The 25,984-nt window shown below is 66.3% G+C and carries 27 protein-coding genes; 21 read left to right on the forward strand and 6 right to left on the reverse strand.

Going from position 1 to position 25,984, the window contains the following annotated elements; genetic code table 11:
- Nucleotides 1–113: 113 nt before the first annotated feature.
- The 7 genes from HQ354_RS08510 to zwf all read left to right on the forward strand — a co-directional run bounded on the left by HQ354_RS08510 (nt 114) and on the right by zwf (nt 6,988).
- The gene (locus HQ354_RS08510) at nt 114–1,448 is read left to right on the forward strand and encodes an OFA family MFS transporter (protein ID WP_167676101.1); all 1,335 of its coding nucleotides are present in this window, start codon (nt 114–116) and stop codon (nt 1,446–1,448) included.
- 165 nt (nt 1,449–1,613) lie between these two features.
- On the forward strand, nt 1,614–2,408 hold the full coding sequence (dapB, locus tag HQ354_RS08515; protein WP_222634571.1) for a 4-hydroxy-tetrahydrodipicolinate reductase: 795 nt from the start codon (nt 1,614–1,616) through the stop codon (nt 2,406–2,408).
- A 5-nt stretch (nt 2,409–2,413) separates the two neighbouring features.
- A complete protein-coding gene (locus HQ354_RS08520; RefSeq protein ID WP_068428837.1) occupies nt 2,414–2,881 on the forward strand; it encodes a hypothetical protein in 468 nt (155 codons plus the stop codon).
- Entirely contained in the window at nt 2,878–3,327 is a 450-nt protein-coding gene (locus HQ354_RS08525; RefSeq protein WP_167676096.1) for a flavodoxin family protein, read from the forward strand. The genes HQ354_RS08520 and HQ354_RS08525 overlap by 4 nt, the downstream gene beginning before the upstream one ends.
- 11 nt (nt 3,328–3,338) lie before the next feature.
- Nucleotides 3,339–4,250 (forward strand): alpha/beta hydrolase, encoded by a 912-nt coding sequence (locus HQ354_RS08530; RefSeq protein WP_167676094.1) that lies wholly within the window; start codon nt 3,339–3,341, stop codon nt 4,248–4,250.
- Nucleotides 4,251–4,287: 37 nt separating this feature from the next.
- Nucleotides 4,288–5,508 carry a winged helix-turn-helix domain-containing protein gene (locus HQ354_RS08535; protein ID WP_167676092.1) on the forward strand — a complete coding sequence of 407 codons (1,221 nt, stop codon included), beginning with the start codon at nt 4,288–4,290 and terminating at the stop codon, nt 5,506–5,508.
- A 19-nt stretch (nt 5,509–5,527) separates the two neighbouring features.
- On the forward strand, nt 5,528–6,988 hold the full coding sequence (gene zwf, locus HQ354_RS08540; protein ID WP_167676090.1) for a glucose-6-phosphate dehydrogenase: 1,461 nt from the start codon (nt 5,528–5,530) through the stop codon (nt 6,986–6,988).
- 1 nt (nt 6,989) lies between these two features.
- Here zwf and HQ354_RS08545 read toward each other — a convergent pair whose 3' ends face one another.
- The gene (locus tag HQ354_RS08545) at nt 6,990–7,454 is read right to left on the reverse strand and encodes a toxin-antitoxin system HicB family antitoxin (RefSeq protein ID WP_167676088.1); all 465 of its coding nucleotides are present in this window, start codon (nt 7,452–7,454) and stop codon (nt 6,990–6,992) included.
- 100 nt (nt 7,455–7,554) lie between these two features.
- On the opposite strand from HQ354_RS08545, the gene thyX reads away from it, so the two are divergent.
- Genes thyX through HQ354_RS08560 form a run of 3 tightly spaced genes read left to right on the forward strand, consistent with a single transcriptional unit; the run spans nt 7,555 to nt 11,070 of the window.
- Nucleotides 7,555–8,307, forward strand: a complete 753-nt coding sequence (thyX, locus tag HQ354_RS08550) for an FAD-dependent thymidylate synthase (RefSeq protein ID WP_068428845.1) — start codon at nt 7,555–7,557, stop codon at nt 8,305–8,307.
- A gap of 37 nt (nt 8,308–8,344) precedes the next feature.
- Nucleotides 8,345–9,253 carry a 4-hydroxy-tetrahydrodipicolinate synthase gene (gene dapA, locus HQ354_RS08555; RefSeq protein ID WP_068428848.1) on the forward strand — a complete coding sequence of 303 codons (909 nt, stop codon included), beginning with the start codon at nt 8,345–8,347 and terminating at the stop codon, nt 9,251–9,253.
- On the forward strand, nt 9,250–11,070 hold the full coding sequence (locus HQ354_RS08560) for a ribonuclease J (RefSeq protein ID WP_240930984.1): 1,821 nt from the start codon (nt 9,250–9,252) through the stop codon (nt 11,068–11,070). The genes dapA and HQ354_RS08560 overlap by 4 nt, the downstream gene beginning before the upstream one ends.
- 64 nt (nt 11,071–11,134) lie before the next feature.
- Here HQ354_RS08560 and HQ354_RS08565 read toward each other — a convergent pair whose 3' ends face one another.
- Entirely contained in the window at nt 11,135–11,914 is a 780-nt protein-coding gene (locus tag HQ354_RS08565) for a sulfite exporter TauE/SafE family protein (RefSeq protein ID WP_068428859.1), read from the reverse strand.
- Nucleotides 11,915–11,976: 62 nt separating this feature from the next.
- Here HQ354_RS08565 and HQ354_RS08570 point away from each other — a divergent pair, with 62 nt between their 5' ends.
- Both HQ354_RS08570 and HQ354_RS08575 read left to right on the forward strand, forming a co-directional pair.
- Nucleotides 11,977–12,597 (forward strand): TIGR03085 family metal-binding protein, encoded by a 621-nt coding sequence (locus tag HQ354_RS08570; protein WP_222634570.1) that lies wholly within the window; start codon nt 11,977–11,979, stop codon nt 12,595–12,597.
- Between the two features lie 56 nt (nt 12,598–12,653).
- Nucleotides 12,654–15,332: a DNA translocase FtsK gene (locus HQ354_RS08575; protein ID WP_254303570.1), complete on the forward strand. Its 2,679-nt coding sequence runs from the start codon at nt 12,654–12,656 to the stop codon at nt 15,330–15,332.
- A gap of 72 nt (nt 15,333–15,404) precedes the next feature.
- On the opposite strand, the gene HQ354_RS08580 is transcribed toward HQ354_RS08575, so the two are convergent.
- Both HQ354_RS08580 and HQ354_RS08585 read right to left on the reverse strand, forming a co-directional pair.
- The gene (locus HQ354_RS08580; RefSeq protein ID WP_068428865.1) at nt 15,405–15,686 is read right to left on the reverse strand and encodes a YciI family protein; all 282 of its coding nucleotides are present in this window, start codon (nt 15,684–15,686) and stop codon (nt 15,405–15,407) included.
- A 50-nt stretch (nt 15,687–15,736) separates the two neighbouring features.
- On the reverse strand, nt 15,737–16,321 hold the full coding sequence (locus HQ354_RS08585; RefSeq protein ID WP_371828812.1) for an amino-acid N-acetyltransferase: 585 nt from the start codon (nt 16,319–16,321) through the stop codon (nt 15,737–15,739).
- Nucleotides 16,322–16,437: 116 nt separating this feature from the next.
- On the opposite strand from HQ354_RS08585, the gene pgsA reads away from it, so the two are divergent.
- The 6 genes from pgsA to HQ354_RS08615 all read left to right on the forward strand — a co-directional run bounded on the left by pgsA (nt 16,438) and on the right by HQ354_RS08615 (nt 20,021).
- On the forward strand, nt 16,438–17,061 hold the full coding sequence (pgsA, locus tag HQ354_RS08590; protein ID WP_068428868.1) for a CDP-diacylglycerol--glycerol-3-phosphate 3-phosphatidyltransferase: 624 nt from the start codon (nt 16,438–16,440) through the stop codon (nt 17,059–17,061).
- On the forward strand, nt 17,058–17,558 hold the full coding sequence (locus HQ354_RS08595) for a CinA family protein (RefSeq protein ID WP_068428871.1): 501 nt from the start codon (nt 17,058–17,060) through the stop codon (nt 17,556–17,558). The genes pgsA and HQ354_RS08595 overlap by 4 nt, the downstream gene beginning before the upstream one ends.
- A 71-nt stretch (nt 17,559–17,629) precedes the next feature.
- Entirely contained in the window at nt 17,630–17,971 is a 342-nt protein-coding gene (locus HQ354_RS08600; RefSeq protein WP_068428874.1) for a helix-turn-helix domain-containing protein, read from the forward strand.
- 100 nt (nt 17,972–18,071) lie between these two features.
- Nucleotides 18,072–18,881 (forward strand): phage shock protein PspA, encoded by an 810-nt coding sequence (pspA, locus tag HQ354_RS08605; RefSeq protein WP_068428877.1) that lies wholly within the window; start codon nt 18,072–18,074, stop codon nt 18,879–18,881.
- Between the two features lie 63 nt (nt 18,882–18,944).
- Nucleotides 18,945–19,736, forward strand: coding sequence for a hypothetical protein (locus HQ354_RS08610; protein WP_222634569.1), 792 nt, complete (start codon nt 18,945–18,947; stop codon nt 19,734–19,736).
- Nucleotides 19,737–19,847: 111 nt separating this feature from the next.
- Entirely contained in the window at nt 19,848–20,021 is a 174-nt protein-coding gene (locus HQ354_RS08615; protein WP_165839664.1) for a hypothetical protein, read from the forward strand.
- Here HQ354_RS08615 and HQ354_RS08620 read toward each other — a convergent pair.
- Nucleotides 20,008–20,919, reverse strand: a complete 912-nt coding sequence (locus HQ354_RS08620; RefSeq protein ID WP_222634568.1) for a diacylglycerol kinase — start codon at nt 20,917–20,919, stop codon at nt 20,008–20,010. The two genes, HQ354_RS08615 and HQ354_RS08620, sit on opposite strands and share 14 nt — an antisense overlap.
- Nucleotides 20,916–22,538, reverse strand: coding sequence for an FAD-binding oxidoreductase (locus HQ354_RS08625; RefSeq protein ID WP_374107322.1), 1,623 nt, complete (start codon nt 22,536–22,538; stop codon nt 20,916–20,918). The genes HQ354_RS08620 and HQ354_RS08625 overlap by 4 nt, the downstream gene beginning before the upstream one ends.
- Before the next feature lie 83 nt (nt 22,539–22,621).
- On the opposite strand from HQ354_RS08625, the gene HQ354_RS08630 reads away from it, so the two are divergent.
- Genes HQ354_RS08630 through HQ354_RS08640 form a run of 3 tightly spaced genes read left to right on the forward strand, consistent with a single transcriptional unit; the run spans nt 22,622 to nt 25,961 of the window.
- On the forward strand, nt 22,622–23,245 hold the full coding sequence (locus HQ354_RS08630; RefSeq protein ID WP_374107321.1) for a TetR/AcrR family transcriptional regulator: 624 nt from the start codon (nt 22,622–22,624) through the stop codon (nt 23,243–23,245).
- Complete coding sequence (locus HQ354_RS08635) at nt 23,242–24,783, forward strand: glycerol-3-phosphate dehydrogenase/oxidase (protein ID WP_222634567.1); 1,542 nt, start codon at nt 23,242–23,244, stop codon at nt 24,781–24,783. The genes HQ354_RS08630 and HQ354_RS08635 overlap by 4 nt, the downstream gene beginning before the upstream one ends.
- A gap of 29 nt (nt 24,784–24,812) precedes the next feature.
- On the forward strand, nt 24,813–25,961 hold the full coding sequence (locus HQ354_RS08640; RefSeq protein WP_222634566.1) for a glycosyltransferase: 1,149 nt from the start codon (nt 24,813–24,815) through the stop codon (nt 25,959–25,961).
- Nucleotides 25,962–25,984 lie beyond the last annotated feature (23 nt).

The raw sequence follows: 25,984 nt of genomic DNA on the forward strand, positions 1-25,984 counted from the left end.
CGAACGACGGTAGCGCCGACGGGGTGACCCCACTGCACCGGATCAGGTGGTGTGATGTTTGACTCACTAAAGAACCGGACACAGTATCGAGAAACCACGAACTAGGGGTACGCATGACTCTGCCCATCCTCGAACGCGCGCGAGTCGTCGCGACTCCGGAATGGAATCGTTGGCTGATTCCGCCCGCGGCGCTGTCGATTCACCTGGCGATCGGATCGGCGTACGCCTGGAGCGTGTTCAAGAGCGCGATCTCCGCGCCGACCGCCTCTGACCTCAGCGGGACCGTGACCGCCATCCCGTTTCAACTCGCAATCGTCATGCTCGGACTGTCCGCGGCGATCTTCGGCACCCGCGTCGAGAAGAACGGGCCCCGCTGGGCCATGACCGTCTCGCTGATCTTCTTCGTCAGCGGATTGTTGTTGTCCGCGTTGGGAATGAGCCTCGGTCAGTTCTGGCTCGTGATCTTCGGTTACGGGTTCGTCGGTGGAATCGGGCTCGGTATCGGCTACATCTCACCGGTCTCCACACTCATGAAGTGGTTCCCCGACCGACCTGGCATGGCCACCGGTATCGCAATCATGGGTTTCGGTGGCGGCGCATTGATCGCCTCGCCGCTCACGACCCAATTGCTCTCGGGCTTCGGCGGATTCACCGACGCGTCCATCGCCAAGACGTTCCTCGTGTTGGCCGTCGGCTACGCGATCTTCATGGCGCTCGGCGTCGTCCTGATCCGCGTTCCGGCCGACGACTGGAAGCCGAAGGGGTGGAATCCCGACACGTCGTCGCCGCTGGTGTCCACGCACAACGTCTCGGCTGCGAATGCCGTCAAGACCCCGCAGTTCTGGTTGCTGTGGATCGTGCTGTGCTTCAACGTGACTGCCGGCATCGGAATTCTGGAGCGCGCGTCGGGTATCTACCAGGACTTCTTTCCCGACGCCCTCTCCGCCGAGTCGTTGGCTGCTGCCGCAGCCGGCTTCGTCGCCTTCCTGTCCTTGACGAACATGATCGGCAGGTTCGTGTGGTCGTCGGTCTCGGACCTGGTGGGACGGAAGAACATCTACCGTCTGTACCTCGGTGTCGGTGCCTTGCTGTATCTGTACATCGCGGTGTTCACCAACTCGAACAAGGTGTTGTTCCTGATCTCGGCGTTGTTGATCCTGTCGTTCTACGGCGCAGGTTTCGCGACCATGCCCGCGTACCTCAAGGACATGTTCGGCACGTATCAGGTCGGCGCCATCCACGGTCGACTGCTGACCGCGTGGTCGGTCGCAGGCGTGCTGGGCCCGCTGATCGTCAACGCCATCGCCGACGCGGGTGACACCGGTTCGACGAGCCGCTATCTCCCGGCGTTCTACGTGATGATCGCTCTCCTCGTCATCGGGTTCGTCGCCAACGAATTGATCAAACCGGTGGACGAGAAGTTCTACGAGAAGGAGGCGTCGGCATGAATGAGACACGTCAACGAACGGTGATGGTCGTGGCCTGGATCTGGGTCGCCGTTCCCTTCGCCTACGGGCTGTACGAACTGACCCTCAAGGCGAAGAACCTCTTCGGAGGGTGACGCGCGACCAGCGTACGAACGACGGCTCCACAGTCAGTAGGCTTCCACCTGCATGGATTTTCCGGTCGGAGCACAGAGTGGAGCAGTCGTGAGTTCAGAAGCACCTATCCGGGTCGGCGTTCTCGGAGCCCGTGGCAAGGTGGGGCAGGCCATCTGTGCTGCCGTCGACGCCGCATCCGACCTGGAACTAGTTGCGACCGTCGATCAGGGCGACTCGATGTCGACGTTCGTCGACGCCTCCACGCAGGTCGTCGTCGACTTCACCCATCCCGACGTCGTCATGGACAATCTGCGGTTCCTCGTCGAGAACGGAATCCACGCCGTCGTCGGCACCACCGGATTCGACGACGAGCGACTCGCGACCGTGCGGTCCTGGCTCGGAGGCTCCCCCGAGACGGGAGTTCTGATCGCACCGAACTTCGCCATCGGAGCTGTGCTCACCATGCGTTTCGCCGAGCAGGCCGCGCGGTTCTTCGATTCGGTCGAGGTCATCGAACTGCATCACCCGAACAAGGCCGATGCGCCGTCGGGTACCGCGTACCGCACCGCCGAGGTCATCGCCGACGCACGTGCGAAGGCAGGTGTCGCGAAAAGTCCCGACGCCACGACGGCCGAATTCGATCACGCTCGCGGCGCGGAGGTCGACGGAGTGCGCGTTCACTCGATCAGGCTCGCAGGTCTCGTGGCGCATCAGGAAGTGTTGTTCGGAACCCTCGGCGAGACGCTGACCATCCGTCACGATTCGCTCGACCGCACGTCCTTTGCGCCGGGCGTGCTGCTCGGTGTGCGGGAGATCGCCGGTCGTCCCGGCCTGACCGTCGGACTCGATCCGTTCCTGGATCTGTAGAACCCATGAACAAGGCGACGAAGATCCTGCTCACCATCGCTGTGATGGTGGCGATTCTGGCGTTCTACTTCTACTTGTTGGGTCGACGCGGTGTCTCGTTGATCCAGACCGGTGGTGCGGTGAACGTCGGGCTGGGTGTCGGAGTGATTCTGCTTCCCGTCATCGGACTGTGGATCGTGTGGGCGACACTGAAGGCAGGTTTCGAGCACCAGCACCTGGCGTCGCGAGTTCGCGACGAGGATCTCGAGCTCGACGTGTCCGATCTTCCGCGGATGCCGTCGGGACGCATCTCCCGAGACGCCGCCGACGAGCTGTTCCAGCAGGTCAAGGGGGAGTGGGAGAAGGACCCCGACAACTGGCGCAATTCCTACCGGCTGGCTCGGGCGTACGACTACGCGGGCGACCGGGGTCGGGCTCGCGAGACGATGAAGCGCGCGGTCGCACTGGAGCGTGCGGAGTCGGCGTCGAAGTGACCACACTACTCGTTATCCATCACACGCCGTCCCCGTCGACGCGGGAACTGCTGGAAGCGGTTCTGGCGGGAGCAAGTGATCCGGAAATCGAGGGTGTGACGGTTCGGAGTGTCCCTGCACTGGGCGCGACGGTGCCGGACGTGCTGGAGGCCGACGGCTATCTGTTCGGCACGTCAGCGAACTTCGGCTACATGAGCGGGGCACTCAAGCATTTCTTCGACACCACGTACTACCCGTGCCTCGACGCGGTCGCCGGGCGTCCGTACGGACTATGGGTGCACGGCAACAACGACACGGCCGGCGCGGTGGCGGCGATCCGCAAGATCACCACCGGGTGGGCGCTCGAACAAGCATCCGAGGCATTGGAAGTCACTGCCGTGGACAAGTCGGCCCGCGATTCCTGCTACGAACTCGGAGGAACCCTCGCGGCGACGCTGATGGGTTAATGTCACCTGGCATGACGGCCGACCGTTATGCCAGGTTTCTGCCCTCCGAGTTTCGTGTCGACCATGCCCCGACGTCGACGATGTGGCCGTGGCGCGGGGAAAGTATCCACGTCGCGCGAGCTCGGAACGACGACGCGCCCTTCCGTGTGTTGGCGATTCACGGTGCCGGAGGACATTCGGGAGCGCTGTGGCCGTACGCCGCGTTGGCCGCGTCGAGGGGTGCGGACGTGTTGTTCCCCGACATGCCGCTGTACGGCAAGACGGTTGTCTCCACGCCCGGCGAGGTTCGGTATCAACACTGGGTCGACATGCTGTGCGATCTTGTCGTTGCTGAGCGGCAACGGGATTCGCGTCCGATCGTGATGTTCGGTGCGAGCATGGGCGGAATGCTCGCGTACGAGGTCGCCAGTCGGACAGGCGAGGTGGCCGACGTCCTCGCGACGTGCCTGCTCGATCCCTCCGATCCCGACGCTCGTTCGGCCGCAGCACGATTCGGCGTTCTCGGTCGACCAGCGCCGATGCTCTTGGAAGCATGCGCGTCCGTGTTCGGACGTGTGCGCGTGCCGGTGCGGTGGCTCATGGACGTCGGCAACATGAGCGGGAACTCCGAACTGTCCCGGCAATGCGCGACGGACCCGCTCGGCGGAGGTGTGTCGGTGCCGATCGGCTTCCTGTCGAGCTTCATGTCGTACGAGCACGTCCGACCCGAGGCGTACGACGGTCCGGCCGTCACTCTTGTGCACCCGGCCGAGGATCGATGGACTCCACCCGAGGTGAGCATTCGTTTTCTGGAGCGTGTCGCGGGTCCGACGTCGCTCGTGATGCTCGAGGGGTGTGGGCACTTTCCGATCGAGCAGCCGGGTTTGTCGCAGCTGGTGGACGTCGTGGAGAGCATGGCGCGAAAGTATGGCTGGGCGCCGTAGACGATCCGTGTCGGTGCGTCGTGGCAAGGTGGCGTGTATGCGCGAGATGAGTGCAGCGATGGCGCGGCGGACAGCTCTTGCTGCCCAGGGTTTGGCGTCGCCGCATCCAATGACCGATCGTGGGGCGTCGGCGCGTGCGGTGCAGAAGGTGATCGACCGAAATCGCCTATTGCAGATCGACTCGGTGTCCGTGCTGGTGCGCGCGCACTACGCACCCTTGTTCAGCCGCGTCGGGAAGTACGACCGCACTCTCGTGGACAGGGCCGCGTGGACGGACACCAAGCGCAGTCCACGCACGCTCGTCGAATACTGGGCGCACGAGGCTGCGCTGATTCCCGTCGAGGACTGGCCGCTGATGCGTTGGCGCACCGAACTCTACGAACACGGTCGGTGGGGTGGCGCCAAGACGGTTCTCGAGCGAAACCCCACACTGGCCGACGACATTCTGGCCGTCATCACCGACTCGGGTCCGTGCAGTGCCGGCGAAATCGAGCGCGCCTTGAACGTGGAGCGGCCCGGCCGCAAGGGTCCGTGGTGGGACCGCAGTGACGTCAAAGTCGTGTGCGAGCAGCTGTTCGCAGCCGGTGTCGTGTCCGTCGGTACTCGCGCTGGATTCGTCCGGCACTACGACCTCACGGAAAGGGTTATCCCGGCGGACATCCTCGCTCGGAACGTCGACGAAGCCGACGCCGTGCGCCAGCTCGTCACGAATTCCGCTGTGGCTCTGGGAATCGCGACCGAGCCGGACCTGCGTGACTACTACCGACTCTCGCAGAAGCAGACCAAGGCGGCGATCGTCGACCTCGTCGAGGCGGGGACGCTCGAACCCGTCGAGGTCGACGGGTGGGGCGCGCCTGCCTACTTGCACGTGGACGCACGAATCCCCCGCTCCGCCAAGGGCGCTACTCTGCTGTGCCCCTTCGACCCGATGATCTTCTTTCGGCCGCGAGTGGAGCGAATATTCGACTTCCACTACCGCATCGAGATCTACACCCCACAGCACAAGCGCATTCACGGCTACTATGTTTTCCCGTTTCTCATGGACGGGGAACTCGTTGCGCGCGTCGACCTCAAGGGCGACCGCGCCCGATCCGAACTGCAGGTTCTCGGGGCATTCGTCGACGGTGACCGCGACGCGGCCGTCATCGCGGACAGGCTCCTGCCTGTACTACGAGAAATGGCCGACTGGCTCGAACTGGGGACCATCGTCATCGGTGAGCGCGGGGATCTGGTTGCAGCACTCGCGGCGTCGGCGTGATGATGACACCATTCACTTCATGACCGCGCCCATCGAAGAACTGCCACCTCAGGTAGTCGTGCTGTTCGGAGCGACCGGCGACTTGGCACGCCGAAAGCTGTTGTCCAGCTTCATGCATCTCGTTCTGTCCGATCTGGCGCCGCGCATCCGCGTCGTCGGAACGTCGCTGGAGGAGATGACGAGCGACGAGTTCCGGCAGATGGCTCTCGAAGCGATCGACGAGTTCTCGTCTCGTAAGGTGTCCGAGGAGCAGTGGCGGGAGTTCGCAGGCAAGCTCAGTTACGTCTCGCAGAAGGACGGGCCTGCCGCGCTCGCGGAAGCGGTCGCACACGCCGAAACGGAACTCGGGCCCGACGTCCGACGCCTGCACTATCTGAGCGTCCCGCCGAAGGCCGCTCTGGCAGTCGTGGACATGCTCGGCGAGGCCGATCTGGTGAAGCGGTCACGCATCATCATGGAGAAGCCGTTCGGCACCGACCTGGACAGCGCGATCGCGCTCAACGCCAGACTGCACGAGACGTTCGACGAGGAGCAGATCTTCCGCATCGACCACTTCTTGGGCAAGGAACCCGCACAGAACATTCTGGCGTTCCGGTTCGCGAACGGTCTGTTCGAACCGATCTGGAACCGCAATTTCATCGACCACGTGCAGATCGACGTTCCCGAGTCGCTGTCGTTGGACGGCCGCGCCAACTTCTACGAGTCGACCGGAGCATTCAAGGACATGGTGGTCACCCACCTGTTCCAGATCCTCGCGTTCATGGCGATGGAGCCGCCGACTGCCCTGGAACCGGGCGCGATCGGCGAAGAGAAGAACAAGGTCTTCCGATCCATGGTTCCCCTCGATCCGCGCAAGGTCGTACGCGGGCAGTACAACGGCTACCGCTCGGAACCGGGCGTGGCACCCGATTCCGAGACCGACACGTTCGTCGCGTTGCAGTGCGAGATCGACAATTGGCGCTGGGCAGGCGTGCCGTTCTACCTACGCACCGGAAAGAAGATGGCCGAGGGACAACGCATCATCTCCATCGCGTTCCGCGAGCCACCGAAGAGTATGTTCCCGGCGGGCTCCGGCGTCGGCGCACAAGGTCCCGACCATCTGACGTTCGACCTCGCCGACGCGTCGAAGGTGTCGCTGTCGTTCTACGGCAAACGTCCCGGCCCCGGCATGAGGTTGGACAAACTGAGCATGCAGTTCGCGATCGGCGACACCGAAAGGGCCGCAGACGTTCTCGAAGCCTACGAACGACTGATTCTCGACGCGATGCACGACGACCACACCCTGTTCACGACGGCCGAGGGCATCGAACGGCTGTGGGAGGTGTCGGCACCGCTACTCGCGGACCCGCCGCCCGTGCGTCAGTACGCGCCGGGATCGTGGGGTCCGAATGCCATTCATCAGCTGATCGCTCCGAACGCCTGGCGGCTGCCGTTCGAGCGTGTCTGGCGTGAGAACGCCGAATCGACGAAGAGCGACTGAATCAGTACGGGCGTTCCTTGCGCATCTGGTCGCGCAGCGCGCCCTGAACCGCTTGCGACAGCCACGAATTGAGGGACACCCCGTTCATCGACGCGGCCTCCTCGGCCCGTTCCTTCACGTGCTCGACCATGCGCAGCGTGACGCGTCGCATTTCGCCGGTGACGTCCTCCATCGTCGGATAGTCCTCGGGCTCGGGTGTCGTCGCCTCGGTCTCGGCCGGATCGACGTCACGGGTGACATCGGCTACGGCCTCGTTCCCGGTCAGACGCAGGTGCACCGAGTGGCCGTCGATCTGCGACGAGATCTCCTCGGCGAAATCGGACAGGGCCTGCAGCAACATCAACCTGGCCGACGCCTGAGCTGCAGACCCGAGGGCGTCGGCGGTCTGTCGTGTCCGTTCGTCGCCGAGGGCAGCCGCGGCAAGGAGGTCGGCACGCAACGACGCGGTGTACGAATCGAGTTCCATGACGCCAGTGTGACGTCAAAAGTGACGTCATGCAAGGCGTCACACTGGCGTACGACTACAGTCGCACTGATATTTCAGCAGCAGGGGCGGAAGGGACGCGGTGTCGAAGACGGTTTCGCTGAAGGTTCAATTGGTGGCGAAGACCGATTTCGTCCAGCCCGAGGACATCCCGTGGGAGACCGACGCCGACGGCGGACAAGCGCTGATCGAATTCGCCGGGCGCGCCTGCTATCAGAGCTGGTCCAAGCCGAACCCGCGGACGGCGACGAACGCGTCGTATCTCCAGCACCTTCTGGACGTCGGGCATCTGTCGGTGCTCGAGCACGCGTCCGTGAGCTTCTACATCACCGGCATCTCGCGCTCGTGCACCCACGAGCTCATCCGTCACCGCCACTTCTCGTACTCGCAGCTGTCGCAGCGGTTCGTCAACGAGCGCGACGCGAACGTCATCGTGCCCCCCGCGATCGAAGGCGATCCCGAGCTCGAAGCGCTGTTCACGTCCGCGACCGACGCCTCCCGCGAGGCCTATGCCGAACTGCTCGCAGCGCTGGAGCACAAGCTCGAGGGCGTCACCGGTGCGGCGATGCGCAACAAGCAGGCGCGTCAGGCGGCTCGGTCCGTGTTGCCCAACGCCACCGAGACCCGGGTGGTCGTCACCGGTAACTACCGGGCGTGGCGTCATTTCGTGTCGATGCGCGCGTCCGAGCATGCCGACGTCGAGATTCGACGCGTCGCCGTCGCGTGTCTGCGCCAGCTGGCGACGGTAGCGCCGGACGTCTTCGGCGACTTCGAGATCTCGGTCCTCGCCGACGGCTCGGAGGTGGCGCACAGTCCGTTCGTCACCGAGGTCTGATCGAAGCGGTCGAGACCACCGGGTAACCTTTCCGACCATGACATACGGTGATGCCGCTCCGCCCATCCAGTCTCCGTTCGGCACGGTGCTCACCGCTATGGTGACCCCGTTCTCGGCCGACGGAAAGCTGGACATCGACGCGGGCGTGCGTCTTGCGCATCACCTCGTCGAGCAGGGCCACGACGGTCTCGTGCTGGCAGGTACGACCGGCGAGTCTCCCACCACCACCGAGAACGAGAAGCTCGATCTCATGCGTGCTGTCATCGCCGCCGTCGGCCACCGCGCTCGGATCATCGCAGGTGCCGGCAGCAACGACACCGCGCACAGCGTCGAACTGGCTCGTGACGCAGCCCGCGCAGGCGCGCACGGCCTCCTCGTGGTCACCCCGTACTACTCGCGTCCGCCTCAGTCGGGCATCTACGCGCACTTCACCGCCGTCGCCGACGCGACCGACCTACCGGTGATGCTGTACGACATCCCTCCGCGCTCGGTCGTCCCGATCGAAACGGAGACTCTGCGTCGTCTCGCCGACCATCCCCGCATTCTCGCGGTGAAGGACGCCAAGGGCGACCTCAACGCGGGCGCCGAGCTGATCGCGTCGACCGGCCTGCAGTTCTTCTCCGGAGACGACCCGTTGAACCTTCCGTGGCTGTCGGTCGGTGCCACCGGCTTCGTCAGCGTCATCGGACACCTCGTTCCCGCTCGCCTACGCGAATTGCACACCGCGTTCATGATGGGCGACATCGCCCGCGCACAGGCGATCAACGTCAGCCTCATCCCGGTCATCAAGTCCGTCGCACGCCTCGGTGGCGTCAGCGCGGCCAAGGCCGGACTGCGTCTCATCGGCCTCGACGTCGGTGAACCACGACTTCCCCAGGTGCCGCCGAGCATCGAACACATCGAATTGCTCGCAGCAGATCTGCGGGCAGCAGGAGTACTTGTATGAGCAGACCAGCACGATCACGCGGCCGCGCAACTCGAAGCGCAGGACCGCCCACTTCACGTCCCGCCCAGCAGTCACGACCCGTCGTGCAGAACTCGGCACGGACTCAGCGACCGGACAACCGTCGCGAGATAGACCCCACCGAGCGTCTCGGGACGCCGCCGAAGGCACCGTTCAAGGGCCTGCGTGTCGTCGCGCTCGGCGGCATCGGCGAGATCGGCCGCAACATGACGGTGTTCGAGCACCAGGGCAAGTTGCTGATCGTCGACTGCGGCGTCCTGTTCCCGGAGGACCAGCAGCCCGGCGTCGACCTGATTCTCCCGGACTTCCGGCACATCGAGAACCGCATGGCCGACGTCGAAGCCGTCGTGCTCACCCACGGCCACGAGGACCACATCGGCGCGGTGCCGTTCCTGCTGCGTCTGCGTCCCGATGTTCCCGTCGTCGGCTCGAAGTTCACGCTCGCGCTCGTCGCCGCGAAATGCCGTGAGCATCGGCTGCGCCCCAACCTCGTCGAGGTCACCGAGGGGGAGAAGACTACCCACGGGCCGTTCGAGTGCGAATATTTCGCCGTCAACCACTCGATTCCCGACGCGTTGGCAATCGCGATCCGTACCGACGCGGGCCTCGCATTGCACACCGGTGACATCAAGCTCGACCAGCTGCCCCTCGACGGCCGACTGACCGACCTGGCAGGCTTCTCGCGGCTCGGTGACGAGGGCGTCGACCTGTTCCTCGTGGACTCGACCAACGCGGAGGTTCCCGGATTCGTCACTCCCGAGCGTGAGATCGGCGGTGTCCTCGACACCGTCATCGGCAAGGCCAAGCAACGCGTCATCGTCGCGTCGTTCGCCAGCCACGTGCACCGCATTCAGCAGGTCATCGACGTCGCCGAGCGCTACAACCGCCGCGTCGCGTTCGTCGGCCGGTCGATGGTTCGCAACATGCAGATCGCTCAGGACCTCGGCTACCTCCGGGTTCCGGACGGTCTCGAGGTGAACGTCGACGTCGCCGCGACGCTGCCGGACGACCGACTCGTGTTGATCTCCACCGGATCTCAGGGCGAGCCGCTGTCGGCGCTGTCGCGCATGGCTCGCGGTGAGCACCGCCAGATCAACGTCAAGGCCAACGATCTCGTCGTGCTGGCGTCGTCGCTGATTCCGGGCAACGAGAATTCCGTCTTCGCCGTCGTCAACGGTCTCGCGAAGCGGGGCGCCACCGTCGTGACGCAGCAGAACGCCAAGGTGCACGTCTCCGGACACGCATCCGCCGGTGAGCTGCTGTACCTGTACAACGCGGTGCGTCCGACCAACGCCATGCCGGTGCACGGCGAGTGGCGCCACCTGCGCGCCAACGCCGCGCTCGCGAAGGCCACCGGTGTGGCCGAGGACCGCGTCGTGCTCGCCGAGGACGGCGTCGTCGTCGACATGGTCGACGGTCTCGCGCGCATCGTCGGCCAGGTACCGGTCGGCCACGTCTACGTCGACGGTCTGTCGGTCGGCGACGTCGGCGACTCCACGCTGTCGGACCGCCTGATTCTCGGCGAGGGCGGCTTCATCGCGATCACCGTCGCCGTCGATTCGACGACCGGACGTGCAGTCGCAGCTCCCGAGGTGTCGGGCCGCGGATTCTCCGACGACCCGGCTGCGCTCAAGGAAGCCGGCCAGCTCGTCGAAGCCGAGCTGCAGCGCCTCGCATCCGACGGCGTCACCGACACGCACCGCATCGCGCAAGCCGTGCGACGCGTCGTCGGTCGGTGGGTGGCGGAGAAGTATCGCCGCAAGCCGATGATCGTCCCGACGGTCATGGAAGTGGGATAACGCTCCTGCGGCAATCAATGCGTGCGTAGTCGGTCTCCGGACCGACTACGCACGCATCGGTCGTTCAGGCCAACAACCGCCACAGGCCGACGATGCCGAGCGCGACGATGGTCGCGCGGAGTGCGGTGGGAGACAAGCGCCGCCCGTAGCGAGCGCCGATCGACCCACCGACCAGAGAGCCGACGGCGATCAATCCCGCTGCGGCCCAACTGATCCGGTCGAACGCGACGATCGTGTACGCGACCGCCGCGACGATGTTGACGATCAGCGACAGCAGATTCTTCGCCGCGTTCATGCGCTGGATCGACTCCGGCAGCAGCGCTCCCATCACGCCGATCAACAGAATCCCCTGCGCCGCAGTGAAATAACCGCCGTAGATGCCGACGAGGAAAGTTCCGATCGTCAGCATCACGAGATGCCCTCGGCCGACGTGGTCGGCTGCCTTGCCGGCGGCCTCCGACCGTGATCGCGCCCAGGCTTGAATCCGAGGCTGCGCCACGACCAGGATCAGTGCCCCGATGAGCAGCACGGGAACGACTGCGGCGAACACGGTTTCCGGAAGGTGCAGCAGCAACCACGAACCGAGCAGAGCACCGAGGAACGACGCAGGAATCTGCCACCGCAGTCGGTTCCACTGGCCGCGCAGTTCGCGGCGATATCCCCACGTGCCGGACACGCCTCCCGCCACGAGTCCGACGGCGTTGGACATCGTCGCCACGACGGGCGGATAGCCGAACGCGACGAGCGTGGGGAACGTGATCAGCGTTCCCGAGCCGACGACGGCGTTGATGGCTCCGGCACCGAGTCCTGCAACGAGGATGATCACAATTTCGGAGATCGGCACCGGCCCGAGATTACGGCTCGCCCTGCGGCGCATCGCCGACGGGGCACGTACGGTGTATCGGTGTGAGCCTCGCACAACACGAACGCGCTGAACTCGTCTCGACTCTGACCGCGGTGGGGGAGTCCGCGCCGACGCTGTGCGGAGAGTGGACCGCACGCGATCTCGCCGCGCACCTCGTCGTTCGAGAACGGCGTCTCGACGCGGCGCCGGGAATTCTGGTGCCCTTCCTCGCCGGCTACACCGAACGGGTCCAGAAGGGCGTGGCGCGACAGCCGTTTCCGGAACTGGTGGCCGCGGTCGCGTCGGGACCCCCGGTCTGGTCGCCCTTCAAGGTGCTCGATCCGGTGATCAACGTCGGCGAGATGTTCGTGCACCACGAGGACCTGCGGCGCGCTCGGCCGGGATGGGAGCCGCGCGTGCTCTCGGAGGCGGTGGAGAACAAGCTGTGGTCGATCGCGTCGAAGATCGGACGTCTCGCGTACCGCGGGGCAGGCGTCGGCGTGATCCTTCGCACTCCTGACGGCCGGACTGCGACGGTGAGCAAGGGCGATCGATCCGTCGTCCTGATCGGGTTGCCGTCGGAGCTGCTGTTGGATGCGTTCGGCCGCTCCGAAGTCGTGATCGAGGCCGACGGCGACGCCGCCGACGTCGACGCTGTCCGGAAGCTCGACCGCAGCTTCTAGCCTGTTGCTCGTGTTGCGGATGGTTTCGAAGGTGCTCTTGCGACTAGCCTGAGGGCATGGCAGGAAAGACCAGCACTCGAAGTTCGCGAGCCGGCGGTGCCGGGGATTCGACGACGTCGCGTGCTTCGGGGGGATCGCGGAAGTCCTCCGGAGGACGAACGACGCGGACGGTGTCGACACCACGCAAAGCGACGGCACCGCGTAAGTCCAGCCCGGCGAAAGCCACTACGCGCACGCCGGCCGCGCGCAGGCCCGCCAAGAAGAAGTCCGGCGGGGGTGCGCTGAACGCGGTAGGCCGCGGCATCTCGTCGACCTGGTCGATGGCAGCCAAGGGCGTCGGCGCGACGACACGGACGGTCAGCAAGGCCAAGGACATCGAGCACGGTCACCGCCGCGACGGCATCGCCCTCGGGTTGATCGCCGTCAGCGTCGTCGTCGCAGCAGCCGTCTGGGTCAGCGCAGGCGGCCCCGTCGGTGAGTGGATCGAAATCGCGGTACGCGCCCTCGTCGGCGACGCCGGGTACATCGTGCCGGTACTCGGCGTGGCGCTCGCCGTCGTACTGATGCGGTCCGAGCCGAACCCCGAGATTCGCCCCCGGCTGGTTCTCGGTTCGATTCTGGTAGCTCTGCCGGTTCTCGGAATGTGGCACCTGGCCGCAGGATCGCCCGCGGATTCTGCGGGCCGCGCGACGGGCGGCGGCTTCTTCGGCTACGTCGCAGGTGGCCCGCTGGCCGACGGTGTCACGGTCTGGCTCGCCGTTCCGCTGCTGCTCCTCGCCGGGCTGTTCGGCGTACTCCTGCTGACCGGAACGACGGTCCGTGACGTCCCGGGTCGGCTGCGGTCGCTCTTCGGCACCGACAGCCGGGGCGACGAGTACGGCGACTACGACCCCGCCGATTTCGGTTCCGAGTTCGACGACGGCTACGGCGGTTACGACGACAGCGCTCTCGACGGCTACCCCGTCGACGGTGCCGATCCGTACAGTTCCACAGGCTCCACTCCTGCCGAAAACTATCCGACCGAGGAATACGTCCCGGTCAAGCGCCCGCGGTCGCGTCGAACGCCGCCGCCCGAGGCGCCGACCGAGGTCATCCCGCCGGGACCCGAACCCACGCCGGAACCCGTCGCGGCACCTGCTGCTGAGGCGCCTTCCCGTCCGAAGCCGAAGCCCGTCGTCAAGGCGACCGAACCGAAGCCGACGTCCGACGAGGACAAGATCGTCGTCGATCGCGTCGTGGACGGCGACTACACACTGCCGTCGCTGTCGCTGCTGATCGACGGGGATCCGCCCAAGACGCGCAGCCAGGCCAACGACGCGATGATCGAGGCCATCTCCGAGGTGCTCGAGCAGTTCAAGATCGACGCCGCGGTCACCGGCTTCACCCGAGGCCCGACGGTCACCCGGTACGAGGTCGAGCTCGGTCCCGGTGTCAAGGTCGAGAAGATCACCGCGCTGCATCGCAACATCGCGTACGCAGTGGCCACCGACAACGTGCGTCTCCTCGCGCCGATCCCGGGCAAGTCCGCCGTCGGCATCGAGGTGCCCAACTCCGACCGTGAGATGGTGCGTCTCGCCGACGTGCTGACCGCGCCGTCGACGCGCAAGGATCACCATCCGCTGGTGATCGGGCTCGGCAAGGACATCGAGGGTGACTTCGTCAGCGCGAACCTCGCGAAGATGCCGCACCTCCTCGTCGCCGGTTCCACGGGTTCGGGTAAGTCGAGCTTCGTGAACTCGATGCTCGTCTCGCTGCTCGCACGTGCGACGCCCGAGGAAGTGCGGATGATCCTGATCGACCCGAAGATGGTCGAGCTGACGCCGTACGAAGGAATCCCGCACCTCATCACCCCGATCATCACGCAGCCGAAGAAGGCAGCGGCGGCGCTCGCCTGGTTGGTCGAGGAGATGGAGCAGCGCTATCAGGACATGCAGGTCAACAAGGTCCGGCACATCGACGACTTCAACAAGAAGGTCAAGTCGGGCGAGATCACGGCGCCGCTCGGTAGCGAGCGCGTGTACCGGCCGTACCCGTACATCCTGGCGATCGTCGACGAGCTCGCCGACCTGATGATGACCGCGCCCCGCGACGTCGAGGACGCGATCGTCCGCATCACGCAGAAGGCGCGTGCGGCCGGTATCCACCTCGTGCTGGCCACGCAGCGACCGTCCGTCGACGTCGTCACCGGTCTGATCAAGACGAATGTGCCGTCACGACTCGCGTTCGCGACGTCGTCGCTCACCGACTCGCGCGTCATTCTCGATCAGCCGGGCGCCGAGAAGCTCATCGGAATGGGCGACGCCCTGTTCCTGCCGATGGGTGCGGGAAAGCCGACGCGTCTGCAGGGTGCATTCATCACCGACGAGGAAATCGGCGCTGTCGTCGACTTCGCGAAGAACCAGGCGGAGCCGGAATACAACGAGACCGTCACCGCGGCCAAGGCGTCGGACAAGAAGGACGTCGATCCGGACATCGGCGACGACCTCGACGTGCTGCTGCAGGCGGTGGAGCTCGTCGTGACGAGTCAGTTCGGTTCGACGTCGATGCTGCAGCGCAAGCTCCGCGTCGGATTCGCGAAAGCGGGCAGGCTGATGGATCTCATGGAGAACCGGGGAGTGGTCGGGCCGAGCGAAGGCTCCAAGGCCCGCGAAGTGCTCGTCAAGCCGGAGGAGCTCGACGGTCTGCTCTGGTCGATCAAGGGCGGCGACCCGGACGAGGCGCCTGCCGAGGAGTGATGCGCCTGCGGTGCCCGTGCGCGGTTGGTACGACCCTGGGCCAACCAATTACGCACGGGCCGCGCAGCGGCACTAAGCGAACGCGCCCATGACGGGGGTCCATTCGGTGACGACGGACGCCTCGACGAGGTTCTCGACCTGGAACGGGTCCTGAGCGAACAGCTCGACCACGGACTCGCGGTCGGTGCCTTCGACGATGATGAGTGCGCCGCTGCCGTCGGCGAACGGGCCGCTGGACACGAGGGTCTTCTTCTCCAGCAGGTCCCTCAGCCATTCGCGGTGCGTCGCACGGTGCGTGTCACGCCCGTCGGTGGTGCTGGGCGAGTACGTGTAGACAACGGAGAACAACGCCATGGAACTGATTCCTTCGTTCGAGCAGTGAGAAAGGGACAGCACGAATCCTGTCAGAGCGACAGCAGCATGCGGGTATTGCCGAGTGTGTTGGGCTTCACGTAGCTCAGATCCAGGAATTCGGCGACGCCGGTGTCGTAGGACCGGCACATCTCGGCGTACACCTCGGCGGTGACCGGGGTGCCGTCGATCTCGGCGAATCCGTGGCGTGCGAAGAAGTCGACCTCGAAGGTCAGTACGAACAGACGGCCGAGCGACAACTCACGCGCGACGCTGATCAGCTTCTCGACGATGAGGTGGCCCGCGCCGTGACCCTTGGCCGACGGATCGACCGCGACGGTGCGCACCTCGCCCAGATCCGCCCACAGGACGTGCAGCGCGCCGCAGCCGATGACCGTGCCTGCGCGCTCGGCGACCCAGAACTCCTGCACCGCCTCGTACAGCGTGACGAGGTTCTTCTCCAGCAGGATCTTGCCCGCGTAGATGTCGATCAGCCGCTTGATCTCGGGGATGTCGGACGTGCGCGCGCGTCGAACCTGCAGTTCGTCGCCGCCGTGTGGCCGGGCGACGTCGGTAGGTGCTGGTTCTTCGGTCGCGTCGACGCCCAGTCGACTCGCCCGGTTCGGCGCAGAAGTCATGTGGTGAACAGTAGTCAACGCCCCAACCGATATTCTTTCCGTGTGTCCGTCACCGAAGAGCTTCCCCTGCGGCAAGGACATCGTTGTCGACCGAGCTCGCGCGGGGGCGGGGCAGTATGACCGAACCCGTCGTTCCCAGCTCTCGATTGCCACACGGCAATTCCACGACAGGAAGTTCCGACCCCGTACCCGTCGTCAACATAGCCAACGTGCTCACGGTCCTCCGTATAGCGCTCGTACCCGTGTTTCTCGTCGTCCTGTTCGCCGACGGCGGCCACGACACGACGTGGCGCATCGGCGCGACAGTCGTGTTCGCGGCGGCGGCCATCACCGACAGAATCGACGGCCAGCTCGCCCGGAAGTACGGTCTCGTCACCGACTTCGGCAAGATGGCCGACCCGATAGCCGACAAAGCGCTCATCGGTGCGGCACTGATCGGATTGTCGATACTGGGTGACCTGCCGTGGTGGGTCACCGTCGTCATCGCGGTGCGCGAGGTGGGCATCACCCTGGTGCGCTTCGCCGTCATCCGGCACGGCGTCATTCCCGCGGGTCGCGGCGGCAAGGTCAAGACTCTCGTGCAGAGCTTCGCGATCGGCATGTATCTCGCCCCGCTGCCGGACGAAGTTCGCTTCGCATCGGTGACGCTGATGGGACTCGCGGTCTTCCTGACGGTCTACACCGGTCTCGACTACGTCGTACAGGCCGTCCGTCTGCGGCGTGGAGTGTCGTCGTCGTGACGGATCCGCTCGTGGACGGAATCGGGGTGGACCGGCTCGTCGCCGAGCTGACGCGTCGCGGCCAGACCGTCGCGACCGCCGAGTCGCTGACGGCGGGCCTGCTGGCCGCAACCGTGGCAGGCGTCCCCGGCGCGAGCGCGGTGTTGCGCGGCGGACTGGTCGTCTACGCCACCGATCTGAAGTCGACGCTGGCCGGCGTCGATCGCGACGTGCTGGATACCGATGGGCCGGTCGCGGCCACCACGGCCGCCTCCCTCGCGGACGGTGCCCGCCGAACCTGCTCGGCCGACTGGGGCGTCGGACTCACCGGAGTCGCGGGACCCGATTCGCAGGACGGGCATCCCGTGGGCACGGTCTTCGTCGGTATCGCGGGCCCCGACGGCACCGACGTGAACGAACTCCGACTGTCGGGCGACCGCTGGACGATCCGACGGGATACAGTCCGTGAAGCCGTGTCGGAACTGCTCCGACGCGTGCTGAGCGGTACGGACGTATAGGGTCGGGAACCAATCGGACCGTGTCGAGCGTTGTAGCTTACGACGGTTCACAGACTCTGAGGAGGAGCGAGATGGCGCTGCTATTGCGTGAAGCACTCGGCGACAGTCTGCGGCGCACTCGCGTTGCGCAGAGTCGCACGTTGCGCGAGGTCTCGAACACCGCCCGCGTCAGCCTCGGATACCTGTCCGAGGTCGAACGTGGACGCAAGGAGGCATCGAGTGAGCTCCTGAACGCGATCTGCGAAGCCCTGGCGGTTCCGCTGTCCGACGTCCTGAACGACGTCAGCGAGAGCCTGTCCGAGTCGACTGCAGCCGAGAAGCCCACTGTCGACGCCGCCGAGCAGTCGCCGCGTATCGCCGGAGACACCCGAGTGGTCATTCCAGCCCCTGCACGCGCACTTGCTGCCGCCTGATTCGTCATCGGCGCTAGTGTGAAACTTGCAGTTCGCACGACACCAGCATCGACCCACACGCGTCTGACGCGGCGCCCTGAGATGGAGGCAGGATCAACCCATGGCTAATCCTTTCGTCAAGGCCTGGAAGTACATGATGGCGCTCTTCAATTCCAAGATCGACGAGAAGGCCGACCCCAAGGTTCAGATTCAGCAGGCAATCGAGGACGCGCAGCGGCAGCATCAGGCGCTGTCCCAGCAGGCCGCCTCGGTGATCGGCAACCAGCGTCAGCTGGAGATGAAGCTGAGCCGTCAACTCGACGAGGTCGAGAAGCTGAATGCGAACGCGCGTCAGGCCGTCACGTTGGCGGACCAGGCAGCTGCCGCGGGTGACACCGAGAAGGCGACGCAGTACACCAACGCGGCCGAGGCGTTCGCCGCTCAGCTGGTCACGGCAGAGCAGGGTGTCGAGGACCTGAAGGTGCTCCACGACCAGTCGTTGCAGGCGGCGTCGCAGGCCAAGAAGGCAGTCGAGCAGAACGCCATGGCGTTGCAGGCGAAGGTCGCCGAGCGCACTAAGCTGCTCAGCCAGCTCGAGCAGGCGAAGATGCAGGAGAAGGTCAGCGAGTCGCTGCGGTCGATGGACAGCACGCTGGCTGCCCCCGGAAACACGCCGAGCCTCGACGCAGTGCGCGACAAGATCGAACGTCGTTACGCGGACGCGCTCGGTTCGGCCGAGCTGGCTCAGAACTCGGTGTCCGGCCGCATGATGGAAGTTCAGCAGGCGTCGGTGCAGATGGCAGGACACAGCAGGCTCGAGCAGATCCGTGCCTCGATGGCGGGCGACTCGCTGCCGTCGGGCAACACGGCCGCGCAGAAGCCGTCGATTGCCAAGCCGAACACCACGCCGGAACCTCCCGTTCAGAACTGACACGGACAGATTTCTCGGACGATGAACAGCCAGGATCATGGCCGACCACGACAGTGGTCGGCCATGCCCGTTTCGCAGACGGTGCCCCGCGTGCGCGGCGCCGCGAGTTCGGCGCGCAGGATGGGCGAATCGCTCGTCGACGCCGCCAGCCGATGGAACGATCCGCGCCAGAAGCAGATTCGTCGAATTCGGCGTGCCCGTCGTCGTGGGTCGTGGTTCGGCGGCGCGTCGGGAGTGTCGGCCGTGTCGACGGCGGGGCTCGCGGTGACGTCGATGCCCGAGTGGACGATGGTCGCCACCGGTGGCAGTGCCCTGGTGCTCGCGGTCCCGGCGGTGTTGGCGATAGGTCGCTATCGCACGCTGAAAGCGCAGCCGCTGCCTCCTGCGCGGCCCGGTCGTGCCACGTTGCCGGACCGCTCGTCGGCGGCTCACGCGCCCATGACGCGTCTCACCGGTGCCCAGCGGAGTCTGTACGAGCTCACCGGCATACTCGCGCGTTCCGAGTCCGTCGACCCGGTCGAACTGGCGGAGACGACGGATGTCGCCACATCAGCGGCGAACGCACTCACGGCGATGTCGGCCGACGTCGTGTCGATGGAACGCGCGGCCGCGTCGAACAGTGCAGCGGCCGAGCATCTCGCGCCGACGATTCGGGGCGCCGCAGACCAGCTGGATCGCGGCGTCGATCAGTTCGAGGAACTCGTTGCCGCTGCTGCACGGTTGACGGCGCCCGCACAGTTACCGTCGAGCACAATCGACATGCGGCGCGCCGAGCTGACGTCGGCGACCGATCGGCTCGACGGATGGGCGACTGCGCTCGCCGAACTCGCCGAGATCCGGCGTCGTCACCCCTAGGCGAACGGCCTCAGGGTGTTCCCCCATCTTTCCCTGAACTCACTGCTGACCTGGTGATTTCCCGCTTCCGCCGTGTGAGGATCGATCTCGACACACGAAGAAGGGAAAGCCATGCTCTGGAAAATCCTCGGAATCATCGTCCTGGTCTGGATCGCGTTCGCCGTCCTGGGAGCAGTCGTCAAGGGGCTGTTCTGGGTGGCCGTCGCGGCCGCGATCGCGTTCGGAATCTACTGGCTCGTCAAGGCCATCGGCTCGGCCGAGAACCGCGACCTCACGAAGCTGTAGCACTGCCGTGCAGCGGTGACGTCTCGCCGACGAGCACCGTCACCGCTCGCGGGACCGCCTCGATGCGGACCGGAAGTGGCGGAAACCGTTCGCCATCGGCATACGCGACCATCCCCGGCGCCGTCAATCTCACGTGAGACGAGCGGTGCACGTCGACCTCGGGAAGCTCGACGTGCGTTCCCTTGTACAGCGTGGGGGACAGTCGCACGAGACGTGTCCGCGAACTCGCGCGGACCACGGTGACGTCCAGTAGGCCGTCGTCGACGCGGGCGTCGGGACAGATCGCCATTCCGCCGCCGTACGTGGGTCCGTTGCCCACGGTTACCAGCGTCGCCTCGAGATCGAGTGTCACGTCGTCGAGTTCGATCGAATACGGAATGGGGCGCAGCTTCGTCAGTTCGAGCACCATCGCGAGGTTGTAGCGCAACGGACCCCGCGGCCATCGGAGCCGGTTGGCGCGCTCGGTGACGAGGCTGTCGAATCCGCTGGACAGTACCGTCGCGAACCACCGACCGTCGGCTCGGCCGAGGTCCATCGTGCGCCGAGAATTGCGTGCGACGATGTCCGCGGCAGCGGCCGGATCGCCGTGCGGCACACCGAGCAACCGCGCAAGATCGTTACCGGTGCCCGCAGGCACCACCGCGAGTGCCGTCGACGTGGTGGCGACGGCCTGCAGGGCGAGATTGACCATGCCGTCACCGCCGACGACCACGACGGTGTCGGACCCGGTGCGGACGATGCGCCGGGTCGCGTCGAGTGCGTCGCCGGGGGTGCGGCCCACCACCGTCGTGACATCCAGACCCCGCTCCCGTAGTCGCGTGGTGACGGCCTCGGTCACGGCGGGCGCACGGCCGTTCCCCGCAACGGGGTTGGTCAGGACCGTGACCGATCGAGTCATGGGATCAGCTTGCCAGGATTCAGAATTCCTGCGGGATCGACCGCCGACTTGATCGAACGAAGGATCGCGGCGCCGACTGCACCGACTTCCTGCGGCATCCACGCGCGGTGGTCGCTGCCGACGCCGTGATGGTGAGTGACGGTTGCGCCCGACCCCACCATCGCGTCGGTCGCGGCGGCTTTCGCGCCTGACCACTGAGTGATCGGGTCGGCTGCCGCAGCGCAGACGACGGTGAAGTACAGCGATGCGCCGGTCGCGTAGACGTGCGAGATGTGACACATGACGACGGCCGGAGTCCCTGCGGCACCGAGGGATTCGACGAGCGAACTCGCGACGGCCGTTCGGACGGAATTCAGCGACGACCACCGCGCCGCCGTTTCCAGCGTCTCTGCGAGAGCGCCCACGTCCAGTAGCGAATCGCGGAGGTACGGCGCATCGAAGCGGCCGCGTTCCCATGCCCGTGCCGCACCCTCGTCGACGGAGGATCCGCCGGAGCGCTCGAGCACGTCGTCGACGTCGGCAACCCGGCGTGCGACGTCGGATGCAGTTCCGTCGAACGTCATGATCGCGAGGCAGCCGCCCTGGGGTGCATCGTCGTGACCGGACAGCGCTGCGTTGATGCCGGTTTCGGCCTCGTCGGACAGTCGCATGACCGTCGGCCGACCGGGGAGGTCTGCGATGATGCGGAACGCCTCCGCGCCCGCGGCGAAGTCGGGGAATCGCCACGCGCGGTACGCCGTGGTCTCGGGGGCCTCACGCACCCGGACGGTGACGTCGGTGATGATGCCGAGCGTGCCTTCGGATCCGAGAAACACCTGGCGCAGGTCCGGTCCGGCAGCCGACGCAGGTGCTCGGCCCGGCCGGGCGACACCGGTCGGCGTCACAACGGTGAGCGACTCGACCATGTCGTCGAATCGACCGTATCCCGCCGACGCTTGTCCCGACGACCGCGTCGCAGCGAACCCGCCGATGGTGGCGTACTGGAAGGACTGTGGGAAATGCCCGAGGGTGAGGCCGTGTCGGCCCAACAGTTCTTCGGCCTCGGGACCGGTCACGCCCGCCTGGAGTACAGCGGTTCTCGAATCCAGGTCGAGATCCGTCAGCGCGCACATCCGTCGGGTGCTGACTGCCACGACGGCGTCGAACCAGTCACGTACCGGATCGAGACCGCCGACGACGCTGGTGCCACCGCCGAACGGGACCACCGCGATCGAGGCGTCGCTGCAGAATGTCAAGATCGTTTCGACCTGACGGGCGTCGGCAGGGAAGACGACGGCGTCGGGCGCGGACTGTGCGTCGGGACTGCGTCGGTTCAGCAGATCGGTCGTGCTCTTGCCGCCGAGATGTAGCAGACGCACCGCGTCGCCCGTCGCAACGTGGTTCTCGCCGACGATCTCTTCCAGCGCACGCCGCGCGTCGTGGGTCAGTGCGCTCGAGGTGAGTCGGACGTCGGAGGCGTTCCGGTGCGCGGATTCCGGTGCGTCGAGCCCGAGGACGGTACGCAGGATGGAGCGCGTACGCGCAGGCAGCGGTGTCTGGTGCTCGCGCAACCCCCACGCGTCCCACGCCATCATCGGCGCGCGCGATGCGGGCCGCTCCACCGAGGGTTGTTCGCGCATGATCTATAGTGTTACACAGCATAGGTGTTTGTAACTCGGCAAGCGCGAGTTGCTCCGATGTCTTCTGCGAACGGGGTGTAGTGGTGGTCGAGCCGTCCGTCGTCCAGAGTGTCGCAACCGAAGCGCCGAGGACCGAAGTGACGCAGACCGTCGACGATCAAGTGCTCGACGCCGCGCGCTCGTGCATTCTCGAATTCGGTGTCCGGCGAACGACTTTGGCCGAGATCGCGCGCCGCGCAAAGGTCAGTCGGCCAACCGTCTACCGGCGTTGGGCGGACACGCGCGCCGTGGTGTCGAGTCTTCTCACGCGTGAAATAGGCTCGGTGATGCCCTCGTTCGAGGCGGGTGCCCAGGCCCGCGAACAGCTCGCGTCCGCGGTGTCCGTCGTCGCCGATCGGGTGCGGCTTCACCCGTTGTTCGTCAAGATCCTTCGATCGGACCCCGACATTCTCGCGACCTACATCCTGCATCGGCTCGGAACCAGCCAATCGCTCATCATCGACGCTCTGGCGCCGATCCTCGAGAGCGGCCAGCGGGACGGTTCCATTCGTGAGGGACAGCCGGTCCACATGGCGACGGTGTTGCTGTTGATGGTCCAATCCGCCGTTCAGTCCGCCGAGATGGTGGCCGACAGAATTCCCGGTGACGTTCTGGTCGCCGAATTCGCGTACGCCGTCGACGCCTACCTAAGTCCACGCGTCGAGTGACGTCTGCGGCGAGCGCACGGCTCGACGGCGACCGCCGTCGGCGAGAACTCGCAGCGCTGTTCGACGGCTCGCCGGTCGACGTACTCGTCGTCGGCGGGGGCATCACGGGAGCGGGTATCGCGCTCGACGCCGCGTCGCGCGGACTTCGAACCGTGTTGGTGGACAAGCACGATCTCGCGTTCGGCACGAGCCGGTGGAGTTCGAAGCTCGTCCACGGTGGTCTCCGGTACCTCGCGTCGGGCAATGTCGCCATCGCACACGAAAGTGCCGTCGAGCGAGGCATTCTGATGACGCGCACCGCTCCTCATCTGATTCGTCGTCTGGCTCAGGTCGTTCCACTTCTCCCGGAGGTGTCGCGGTCGTCGGCCACGGTCGTGCGCGCCGGATTCCTGGCCGGTGACGTGCTGCGGCGATCCGCAGGCACTTCCGTTGCAGTACTCCCGAATTCGCGGTCCATCGGTGCCGATGCCGTCGCGGCGCAGGTGCCGATCGTGCAGCGACACGGGTTACGCGGGGGTCTGATGGCGTGGGACGGCCAACTCGTCGACGACGCGCGTCTCGTCGTCACCGTCGCGCGGACGGCCGCGCTGCACGGTGCGTCGATCCTGACGGGTGTGGCCGCGTCGGAGGTCGATCGCACGTCGGCGCTGCTCACGGACGGGGACACCGGCACGTCGACGCGAGTGCGCGCAGGCGTCGTCGTCAACGCAGCGGGGGTGTGGGCGGGCCAGGTCGATCCACGAATCTCGTTACGGCCCAGCAGGGGAACGCATCTCGTGTTCGACGCGTCGACGTTCGGCGGGATGACGAGTTCGTTGACCATTCCGATTCCGGGGGAGCGGAACCGGTTCGTGTTCGCGCTGCCTGCACCGCACGGCCGCGTCTACGTTGGACTGACGGACGTCGCGACCGACGGACCCATTCCCGACGAGCCGCGCGCGACCGACGACGAGATCGAGTTCCTGCTCGACGTCGTGGGTACCGCCGTCGATCCCGCACCGACGGTGTTCGACGTCGTGGGTACCTTCGCCGGTCTTCGGCCGTTGCTCGACTCGGGCGGTAGGACTTCGGCCGCTACGCGCACTGCCGACGTCTCGCGCCGGCATGCGATTCTCGACGACGGCGACGGACCGATCGGTGTCGTGGGCGGGAAGCTGACGACGTATCGCAGGATGGCCGAGCATGCCGTCGACGCCGCTGTCGCCGCAACGAGACTGCCTGCGGGTCCCTGCAGGACCGCGTCGATTCCGTTGGTCGGCGCCGGGCCGATCGCGGAGCCGGTTCCGGAGCGGCTCGTGACCCGATACGGTGCGGAGGCTGCGCTCGTGGCCGCCCTCGCCGACACGATGCCCGACGGCACTGCGCCCGTCGCGGACGGAATCGACGTGTCCGTCGCCGAACTCGCGTTCGCGGTGCGTTACGAAGGAGCCCGCACCGTTGCCGATCTCCTCGATCGACGGACGAGAATCGGTCTGGTGGAAGCGGATCGCGAACGGGCGGTCGACGCGGCGACACGGGTGCTCGCCGAACACGACTAGCTACCCGCGGGTGTGGCACGCTGAGCGTCGTGCGAGTAGCAGTGGTGGCGGGACCTGATCCAGGACATGCTTTTCCGGCGATCGCACTGTGCCTGAGGCTGATCGAGGCGGGCGACAGTCCGGTTCTGTTCACCGGGTCCCGGTGGCTGGTTGCGGGCACCGAAGCAGGTATCGACACTCGCTTGCTGAAGGGACTCGCGCCGCGCCCGGAGGACGACGACATGGATGCGGGCCAGCGGATTCACGCGCGCGCCGCGTTCATCTCGACCGAGTTGCTTCCCGATCTGAGGGACGTCGCACCCGACCTCGTCGTGTCCGACATCCTGACGGCGGGAGGAGGTATCGCTGCCGAACGTCTCGGCATTCCCTGGGTCGAGCTCGCGCCGCACCCGTTGTACGCGCCGTCGAAGGGCTTGCCGCCCATCGGCAGTGGGCTCGCCCCGGGAACCGGTATCCGCGGGAGGATCCGCGACGCACTGATGCGGTCCGCGACGGGACGGTCCATCGCGCGCGGCAAGGCGCAGCGCGGTCTCGCGCGCGAGAGCGTGGGTCTGCCTGCGGAGGATCCTGGGCCCGTCGCACGTCTGATCGCGACCATCCCCGCACTCGAGGTCCCGAGGCCGGACTGGCCCGCGGAGGCACACGTCGTCGGCCCGCTGTTGTGGGAGCCGACGGCCGAGACGTTGTCGGTCCCGTCCGGCTCGGGTCCCGTCGTGATGGTGGCGCCGTCGACGGCGTTCACCGGCGCGCACGGCATGCTCGACGCGACCCTGGAGGGCCTGTCCGGACGTGGCGTCCGGGTGGTCGCGTCGATGCTCGACGAACCGCCCGCCGATCTACCGAGCTGGGCCAACGCGGGCCTGGGGCGTCAGGACGAGCTGCTGACGCACGCGGACGTCGTCGTCTGCGGCGGCGGACACGGCATGCTCGCGAAAGCGCTGATCCACGGAGTACCCGTCGTCGCGATTCCCGGAGGCGGGGATCAGTGGGAGCTCGCCAATCGCGCCGAACGGCAGGGGAGCGCCGTCGTGGTTCGGCCGCTGAGCCCACAGGCAGTGGCCGACGCGGTTCTGCGTGTGATCGGGGATGCGGCGTTCGCGCGTGCCGCGGAGGCGGCCGCAGCCGGCGCCGCCGACGTGAAGGACCCCGTGGAGGTCTGCCACCGCGCGCTGGGGTGACGCATCGTCGGTTACGGTTGACG

This window comes from Rhodococcus sp. BP-261, from assembly GCF_019835205.1.
In the GTDB taxonomy this organism is placed as follows: domain Bacteria; phylum Actinomycetota; class Actinomycetes; order Mycobacteriales; family Mycobacteriaceae; genus Rhodococcoides; species Rhodococcoides kyotonensis_B.

Excerpts from the sequence above, each read along its gene's own strand:
- HQ354_RS08585 (WP_371828812.1), bottom strand. The coding sequence starts at position 16,321 with ATGACTTCTGCGCCGAACCGGGCGAGTCGACTGGGCGTCGACGCGACC.
- zwf (WP_167676090.1), top strand. The coding sequence starts at position 5,528 with ATGACCGCGCCCATCGAAGAACTGCCACCTCAGGTAGTCGTGCTGTTC.
- HQ354_RS08610 (WP_222634569.1), top strand. The coding sequence starts at position 18,945 with ATGCCCGTTTCGCAGACGGTGCCCCGCGTGCGCGGCGCCGCGAGTTCG.
- HQ354_RS08545 (WP_167676088.1), bottom strand. The coding sequence starts at position 7,454 with ATGGAACTCGATTCGTACACCGCGTCGTTGCGTGCCGACCTCCTTGCC.
- dapB (WP_222634571.1), top strand. The coding sequence starts at position 1,614 with ATGGATTTTCCGGTCGGAGCACAGAGTGGAGCAGTCGTGAGTTCAGAA.
- HQ354_RS08520 (WP_068428837.1), top strand. The coding sequence starts at position 2,414 with ATGAACAAGGCGACGAAGATCCTGCTCACCATCGCTGTGATGGTGGCG.
- HQ354_RS08535 (WP_167676092.1), top strand. The coding sequence starts at position 4,288 with ATGCGCGAGATGAGTGCAGCGATGGCGCGGCGGACAGCTCTTGCTGCC.
- HQ354_RS08625 (WP_374107322.1), bottom strand. The coding sequence starts at position 22,538 with ATGCGCGAACAACCCTCGGTGGAGCGGCCCGCATCGCGCGCGCCGATG.
- dapA (WP_068428848.1), top strand. The coding sequence starts at position 8,345 with ATGACATACGGTGATGCCGCTCCGCCCATCCAGTCTCCGTTCGGCACG.
- HQ354_RS08575 (WP_254303570.1), top strand. The coding sequence starts at position 12,654 with ATGGCAGGAAAGACCAGCACTCGAAGTTCGCGAGCCGGCGGTGCCGGG.
- HQ354_RS08510 (WP_167676101.1), top strand. The coding sequence starts at position 114 with ATGACTCTGCCCATCCTCGAACGCGCGCGAGTCGTCGCGACTCCGGAA.
- HQ354_RS08600 (WP_068428874.1), top strand. The coding sequence starts at position 17,630 with ATGGCGCTGCTATTGCGTGAAGCACTCGGCGACAGTCTGCGGCGCACT.
- HQ354_RS08580 (WP_068428865.1), bottom strand. The coding sequence starts at position 15,686 with ATGGCGTTGTTCTCCGTTGTCTACACGTACTCGCCCAGCACCACCGAC.
- HQ354_RS08560 (WP_240930984.1), top strand. The coding sequence starts at position 9,250 with ATGAGCAGACCAGCACGATCACGCGGCCGCGCAACTCGAAGCGCAGGA.
- pgsA (WP_068428868.1), top strand. The coding sequence starts at position 16,438 with ATGACCGAACCCGTCGTTCCCAGCTCTCGATTGCCACACGGCAATTCC.
- HQ354_RS08530 (WP_167676094.1), top strand. The coding sequence starts at position 3,339 with ATGACGGCCGACCGTTATGCCAGGTTTCTGCCCTCCGAGTTTCGTGTC.
- HQ354_RS08620 (WP_222634568.1), bottom strand. The coding sequence starts at position 20,919 with ATGACTCGATCGGTCACGGTCCTGACCAACCCCGTTGCGGGGAACGGC.
- pspA (WP_068428877.1), top strand. The coding sequence starts at position 18,072 with ATGGCTAATCCTTTCGTCAAGGCCTGGAAGTACATGATGGCGCTCTTC.
- HQ354_RS08615 (WP_165839664.1), top strand. The coding sequence starts at position 19,848 with ATGCTCTGGAAAATCCTCGGAATCATCGTCCTGGTCTGGATCGCGTTC.